The organism is Shewanella sp. 125m-7, assembly GCF_052977045.1.
Genome location: NZ_JBRILQ010000050.1, coordinates 25,028 through 31,855, shown reverse-complemented (window position 1 = coordinate 31,855; position 6,828 = coordinate 25,028). Strand labels below are relative to the sequence as shown.

Here is a 6,828-nt window from a genome sequence, read left to right as displayed (position 1 = left end):
ATGGATGTGGCATCGGCCAAGTCCAACAAGCGATTTGTGCCTTGCAGACAGCGCAACGCACAAATACTAAGACGTTATATAGCAAAGGATATGGTGTTCAATTTTGACAGTGAAGTTAATTACACTCCCTATAATCGTTTTAAAAAATGACTTAGCTAAAAAAAATACTGATTCATTGTTCATTGCTAAACTGTGTTTATCTGTTTTAATCTTAATTAATATTCAATGCCTTAATTATTTTATAGGGTTCCCTAACTTAAACATTGAGCCAACTTCTTTCCGCTTTGTTCTCTATTTCTTAGCTGTTTTCTTTATGGTTTACTTATTAGGTTTGTTGGCTCCAATAAGTTTAATAAACTCAAATGAGTTAGCCTTACTTAATTCAAACACTTTAGCCAAAGCAAGGTTTGTTACCTATCTATACGTGTCAGTATCTTTGCTTGTACCTTTTGGGATTTAGGTGTTAAATTGCTATATAACAAGCAGTTAAAGCGGGACTAAAAACAGTTTGCTCGGTTTCGCTTCGCTACACATTTTAGCAAACAAATTTTTAGCCCCTTAACGTGGGCGTTGAACTAAGCCGCTGCGCGGAGCCTAAATAAGCTTCAATTGAGTGTCTAACCGACTTTGAATCAGTTAGACTTAAAGATATGTGAAGGAACACAAGTATGAGAAAGGAATTTGAATGAAAAGCTTACAATCCACCCGATATCAGTTGTCGACCTGCTCTACAGCCCAGTCCCAGCATCAAAAAAAGCAAATCCCTATTGCATGAAGTGTACCAACTAATCTGGATGTGGCATCGGCCAAGTCCAACAAGCGATTTGTGCCTTGCAGACAGCGCAACGTACAAATACTAAGACGTTATAAAACAAGAGGGCAACATGGAAAAATCTGAATATGGTAAGTGGATTCATACTGCTTTTACTGGCGCAAGTTTTGCTTACTTTCTTGCAGTAATTGATAAGGTTGACCTGATTGTTTCTAGCTACTCGTTAGCCTTTTCGACGTTGTCATTTGCCTTAGCATTAGTTTTAAACGCTATTTTTGCAATGGTTTACTATGGTTTCGACGGAGAACAAGATGTTACTGAAAAACTCTCTAAGTATTGGTTGTTACGACGTTTCAATAGTTTGTCTCAGTGGTCGTTTATCTTTGCAGTGATTGGGTTGGTATATTTTGTTATTGAGCCTGTGGTGAGAATTGCTTTATAACGAATAAGGATAGGCCGCGCGTAGCCGCGTCCTTACCCCGAGTGTTGAACAAGCCCGGGTTTGTAGGAAGTGATACCTTTATATAGTAAATAGCGGCGTTAGAGCTCTCGCTGGTTTAGGTCGGGGAGCTTAATTTACACTTTTGGCTAGCCATAGCTATCCCTTAGCACTGACAGCCAATAAGTAAGCCTATAGTTTCAAAAGCTTAATTACCTCCTGCGTTTCACTTCTAGAGATCTAAAATTTCAAAATTCTGCAATCTTACCGCTTAAACAGTGGCGTTAGATTGCTAAGTGCTCTGGCTATGAAAGCTTGTCAGTCGCACCAGCTTTTTTCCATGTACGCCCATAAATGTCATCGGCTGCTGGCAGCAAGGACAAGGTCGTATTGCCGCAATGCGTTTTACCTCTTCGACGAGGGGAAATACCGCCCCTGCGACAACGATCATCAACTGTATTTGTTGCCTCAGTTTGCAGAAGTTCCCGCTAAGTAATCCATAATCTCGCACTCGGCGTAACCCTTTGGGCAAAACATGCTGAAGCACTAACCATAGGAACTCTATCGCGGGTAAGGTACGCACTTTATTGGTCTGAGTTTGGCTGTCTAGATACTCGAAGCTGACGTGCCCATCGATATTACTGATGATATTTTTATCAGGCAATACACCGCGATAGAGGTATCTTGATAAGTACTTCAGTGCAGGTAAGCCTTTGCCAACATGCTGACAATCTACCACCCACTTCTTTGGGGTAGCTGCTGGCAGTGTGATATCTAGCTTATTTGTCAGGTATTCCAGCAACCTTGCTCGCCACACTGTGGCGAGATTAAAGGCGTTGAACAGATATTTACCTCTGCTTTTTTGCCACTGCTTTTTGTCTTTGTTGAAGCTTCCAGCGGGAATGATGAAGTGAAGATGCGGATGGTAGTCTCGGCGTCTGCTGTGGGTATGCAGTACTCCCGTGAAACCTATCTCTCCGCCAAGTGATTTTGAGTTGTGTGCAAAGTCTTTAAGTACCCTGGCCGCTACTGAAAACATAGCTTGATAGAGCAACTCAGGTTGATGTTTTGCAATGACTCGAAGCTCAAAAGGTAAAGTGAACGTCACCATGTAATACTCAACGGGCAGTAGCTTAGCTTGCTGTTTAGCCAGCCAATCTGCTGTGGTGTTGTGCTGGCATTGAGGGCAGCTCCGGTGACCACATGAGAGTGGATAATCAGTGGTATGAGTACAACTCTGACATGCCCAATGACTCGTGCGTTCGGTATTGGTGCGGCAACTGAGCATCGAATAAATGGCTTGTCGCATCGCGGTTGTTATCTGTTGCTCGTATGCCTGATTAAACGCATCAAGATGAGCATGTAAAATATCGACGAACTTCATACGCCACACTCCCATTTCAGCGCTAAACCATCCGTCAGCAGGTTAATTGCTTCGACCGTGTTCTTGCGAGTGATCTGGGTAAGTCGTGTATAGCGTGCAGTGGTATTAAGGCTGTTATGACCGAGCAGACTTTGAACAGAGCGCAGATCTAATCCTTGTTCTAGCAAGTGAGTGGCATAGCTGTGGCGTAGATTATGCGGGCTGATAGATTTATGAATATTGCACTCAGCAATCACTTTTTTTAGTGCTTTCTGGATGCCGCCTTTGTCCATTAATGAGTCAGGCTTACTATCTTTACCCGGGAATAGATAACGCGGATGGCGATGGGTTTGCCAGTAATACCGCAGTGCTAGCAAAGTACGTTTAGGCAACGGCACCAGTCTATCTTTACCCCCTTTAGCATTACGGATATGCACCTGCATTAACTGTGAATCGATATCCCCAACTTGCAAAGATATGCCCTCACCAAGGCGGAGTCCCATACCGTACAAGGTTAGAAAAAAGACCTGGTATCGCAACTGACGGGTGAGGCTGATAACGATGGCGACTTCACAAGGCGTAAGAATATCGGGCAAGCGTTTGACCTGTGGCGGCTTGACGATGTTGAGCCACTGCCAATGTTGGTTGAGCACATGGCGATAGAAAAACTGCAGACCGTTACGGTCGAGCTTAACCGTACTCCATGAGTGTGATGCAATCAGTTGAGCAAAGTAGCGCTTCAAATCGTCGGTGCTCAGGTTATCAGGGCAACAGTCAAAGTAAGCTGCAATCCGCCGTACCGCTCGGCTATAGGCATCGATAGTTGCAGGTCGCTTGCCTTGTAGTGTTAAGTTGGTAAGATGTTGTTCATAAAGAGAATCAAAGCGTTGCTGTTCAAATGTGTTCATGACAATACTCCTAGGGTTACGACCAAGGCTGGTCGCTACTAGAAAGTATTTAGGATGTGCGGCAGAAGAGGCTTGTTATCTCTTCTGCCGCACAGCGGCTTCGTTCAACAAGCCACTCAAGCGGGACTAAAAACAGTTGGCTAGTCTCACTTCGTTCGCTATTTTAGCCAACTATTTATTAGCCCCTTAGTGGGGCGTTAAGTTTACAGCGTGTGAATGTATATGGTATAAGTATATGATTTACTACAGTTTCCTCGTTAAATTATGGAGAGCTTACTTTGGACGAGAACCCAAGAACACTAGAATCATATTACCCTTGGGCAGAAGAGCATCTGGAGTCTAGGTTTCTAGACCCAGCAGTTGCTAATATGTATCGCGCCAATATGGCATCGATAAAAACTACTGTTGAGAAGCACGAGTTTTTTCAAAAACTCAATGATAAATCCGGGCAATGGTGTGAAGACTATAATCAAAAGACGGATAGTCAGCTTTATACTAGTGACTCTGTACCAACCTTTGTTACAAAACCGTTTGAATCTGCTATTGATAAATCTTTTCGTTTTAATGTTCTGTGGAATGAAAACTTTCCAGAGCAACCAAAAAATGGATGGATCACGACTACTAATTTAGTTGTGAGCTTTAATGATATAATTAGAGGTTGCTTGGTTTGTAAGTACGTTGATGGCCCGAAGTATGTTACAGAGAAGTTGTCTGAATTTGCTTCTTCCTTAAAATTAAAACATAGATCTTACAGCCAAGAACGTGATGATGGGTATTATGCGTATCATTTTTACGTAAAAGTCCCGGTCCATCTGTTTAATATAGATTTCACTTCGTATGAGGCTGAAGTTGAGGTAGAAGTACAAGTTACAACGCAACTTCAAGAAGTACTTCGTAGCATAACTCATAAGTTTTATGAGAAAGAACGTTCGGTAGATACAGAGGATGTTGACAAGTGGAAGTGGAATTTTGAATCAGGTAAATTTAAAGTTGGATATTTAAGTCATACTTTACATTTATTAGAGTCAATTATTCTAGAGTCAAGAAATTCTGTTTTGGGTAAGGAGAAACATGGTGAATAATGATATGGCACTAGAGACAATCTCACTATATAAACTATTTCTTCAAATGCAAGATGGCTTGATTCAAGCTCCAGCTTTTCAAAGAAAGTATTCATGGGAAGAAAATAACATTATAGATCTATTTGTATCCATATCTGAAGGCTTTCCAATTGGTACTATAATCTTAGCCGTTGATAATTCTGATTACCCTTTAAAAGATATAGAAGAGTCATTTTTTCCGAAACCAAATAAAACCGAGAGTAATTTTTACCATCACTATTTAGTTATTGATGGCGTACAAAGGTTATCGACTTTATATAATTGCTTTAATAGCAAAAACGAAAAGTTTAAAGTTTGGTATGACTTGAAGAATAAACAGTTTTCGATGGGGGAGAAGACGAGTGAAACATCTATACTTTTGTCTTCACTATTTAATCCAGAAGAATACTTCAAGGCAATACAGTCTATTGGGGCGGTGAATAGTGAACTCCTACATGAGCTAGATGATTTTTATTACAAGATAAAAGAGTTTTCACTTCCTCTTTACAAGATTAAACATATTGATAATAGAAAACTATCGTCATTATTTAAACGAATTAATGTGAGCGGCATTAGATTAACTAAAGAAGATTTAGAGCTGGCTAAGAAATATTCGAACAAATAAACTGAACAAACAATTTAAGAGTGATTCCCAACGCATGGCATTTTTCATTCCATCGTTGGGTTTTGTGTTTAAGGTGGTATGGTTAGGTTTCGAGATGGCGTTGCTCACACCTTAATTGGGCGTTACCGTATATCAGCTTGCCATACATTCCTTAATGAGAGTCATCATTTTAAGAGCTTTGACTCTAACTGATTTTTGTCCAAAAACGAGTTCGCAACATCTGACTCAATAGATAATGATTCTGATGTCGGTACGACTGTGGGCTTCGGTTTCAAGGATGAAGCCGCAGAGCGGCCAAGGATGGCTTTATAGCGTCCCACAGAAGTTGTGACAGCTGAACTTGTATTAAGGTTCACCTGTGAACAGTTGCCTTTTCTTTGCGACCTCAATGCTCATTCCATAAACTACCTACAACCGAACTAAGCATATTCAGCCAGTGTTCATCTTCCCCTATGTATAACCTTGGTTAGTCACTCACCACTGGCAAGATAATGACTAATCGAATAGGATCTTTTAAACTGGCTGTATCTCAACCCTTTGGTACCTTTAATGAAAACTGCTTTATCTATCATATTGATCTCGCTCTCACTATTAGCCGCACAGCCTGCTGCGGCGAGTACTGTGCATGCCGTCACATCTATGATGTCGGTCTCTATGAAGGCCAATAGTAATCAGCAGCAGAAATTAAAAGTTCGCAGCAAAGAGCAGGCTGTACAGTTGGCGAAACGCCAGTATCGCGGCAAAGTGCTGAAGGTGCAGTCTAGCCGGGTTAATGGCAATCCAGGTTATAGCGTAAAGCTACTATCGAATGACGGTGTGGTTTTTTATGTCAACGTCGATGCCAAAACAGGCCGTGTTTCTCGCAACTAGCTTTAGGCTATTGCTTGCAACGTTTTATTATCGGGCCGTACAACAAGGAGCCAGACCATGAGATTGTTATTAGTTGAAGATGATTTAGAGCTGCAATCGAATCTTAAGCAGCACCTTATCGAGGCCAATTACACCGTCGATACTGCCGATGACGGCGAGCTAGGGCTATTTCAGGGCCGCGAATATAATTACGATGCAGCGATAATCGATGTAGGCTTACCTAAACTTGATGGTATTGCGCTGATTACTCAGTTAAGAGCACTTGAGATTGGCTTTCCTATTCTTATTTTGACCGCCCGCGATAGCTGGCAAGATAAGGTTGAAGGCTTAGATGCTGGCGCCGATGATTACCTCACTAAACCCTTTCATCCCGAAGAGCTCGTCGCGCGTTTAAAAGCCCTTATTCGCCGCTCTGCAGGTAAAGCCAGCCCTATTATCACCAATGGCCCCTTTAGCCTGAACACCAGTAGCCTTGAGATTATAAAATCAGGCGAGGTGATCACGCTCAGCAGTTCTGAGTACAAGCTGTTTGAATACTTGATGCTACATATTGGCGAAGTAAAATCAAAAACGGTGCTAACAGAGCATATTTACGACCAAGATTTTGACTTGGACTCTAACGTCATTGAGGTGTTTATTCGGCGCTTACGCAAAAAGCTCGACCCTGATAATCAAATAGGCCTTATCGAAACCCTTCGTGGCCAAGGTTATCGTCTTGTGTCACTCGATGACGACGCGAAACAGTAAGCCA

The 6,828-nt window shown here is 41.8% G+C and carries 7 protein-coding genes; 5 read left to right on the top strand and 2 right to left on the bottom strand.

What is annotated here, in order from left to right; translation table 11 throughout:
* The first annotated feature begins 884 nt into the window (after nt 1–884).
* Nucleotides 885–1,214, top strand: coding sequence for an MFS transporter permease (locus ACVBIL_RS18190; RefSeq protein ID WP_447168369.1), 330 nt, complete (start codon nt 885–887; stop codon nt 1,212–1,214).
* A 289-nt stretch (nt 1,215–1,503) separates the two neighbouring features.
* Here the strand turns inward: ACVBIL_RS18190 and ACVBIL_RS18185 are convergent, their stop codons facing one another.
* Nucleotides 1,504–2,595, bottom strand: coding sequence for an IS91 family transposase (locus ACVBIL_RS18185; protein WP_447168368.1), 1,092 nt, complete (start codon nt 2,593–2,595; stop codon nt 1,504–1,506).
* Complete coding sequence (locus tag ACVBIL_RS18180) at nt 2,592–3,482, bottom strand: tyrosine-type recombinase/integrase (RefSeq protein ID WP_447168367.1); 891 nt, start codon at nt 3,480–3,482, stop codon at nt 2,592–2,594. The genes ACVBIL_RS18185 and ACVBIL_RS18180 overlap by 4 nt, the downstream gene beginning before the upstream one ends.
* A 278-nt stretch (nt 3,483–3,760) precedes the next feature.
* Between ACVBIL_RS18180 and ACVBIL_RS18175 the strand changes: the two genes are divergently transcribed.
* The 4 genes from ACVBIL_RS18175 (at nt 3,761) to ACVBIL_RS18160 (ending at nt 6,824) form a co-directional block, all read left to right on the top strand.
* Nucleotides 3,761–4,564, top strand: coding sequence for a hypothetical protein (locus tag ACVBIL_RS18175; RefSeq protein ID WP_447168366.1), 804 nt, complete (start codon nt 3,761–3,763; stop codon nt 4,562–4,564).
* Complete coding sequence (locus ACVBIL_RS18170; RefSeq protein ID WP_447168365.1) at nt 4,557–5,207, top strand: DUF262 domain-containing protein; 651 nt, start codon at nt 4,557–4,559, stop codon at nt 5,205–5,207. The genes ACVBIL_RS18175 and ACVBIL_RS18170 overlap by 8 nt, the downstream gene beginning before the upstream one ends.
* A gap of 549 nt (nt 5,208–5,756) precedes the next feature.
* Nucleotides 5,757–6,077 (top strand): PepSY domain-containing protein, encoded by a 321-nt coding sequence (locus ACVBIL_RS18165; RefSeq protein WP_447168364.1) that lies wholly within the window; start codon nt 5,757–5,759, stop codon nt 6,075–6,077.
* Between the two features lie 57 nt (nt 6,078–6,134).
* Entirely contained in the window at nt 6,135–6,824 is a 690-nt protein-coding gene (locus tag ACVBIL_RS18160; RefSeq protein WP_447168363.1) for a response regulator transcription factor, read from the top strand.
* Nucleotides 6,825–6,828: the final 4 nt, after the last annotated feature.

Excerpts from the sequence above, each read along its gene's own strand:
- ACVBIL_RS18165 (WP_447168364.1), top strand. The coding sequence starts at position 5,757 with ATGAAAACTGCTTTATCTATCATATTGATCTCGCTCTCACTATTAGCC.
- ACVBIL_RS18185 (WP_447168368.1), bottom strand. The coding sequence starts at position 2,595 with ATGAAGTTCGTCGATATTTTACATGCTCATCTTGATGCGTTTAATCAG.
- ACVBIL_RS18160 (WP_447168363.1), top strand. The coding sequence starts at position 6,135 with ATGAGATTGTTATTAGTTGAAGATGATTTAGAGCTGCAATCGAATCTT.
- ACVBIL_RS18180 (WP_447168367.1), bottom strand. The coding sequence starts at position 3,482 with ATGAACACATTTGAACAGCAACGCTTTGATTCTCTTTATGAACAACAT.
- ACVBIL_RS18190 (WP_447168369.1), top strand. The coding sequence starts at position 885 with ATGGAAAAATCTGAATATGGTAAGTGGATTCATACTGCTTTTACTGGC.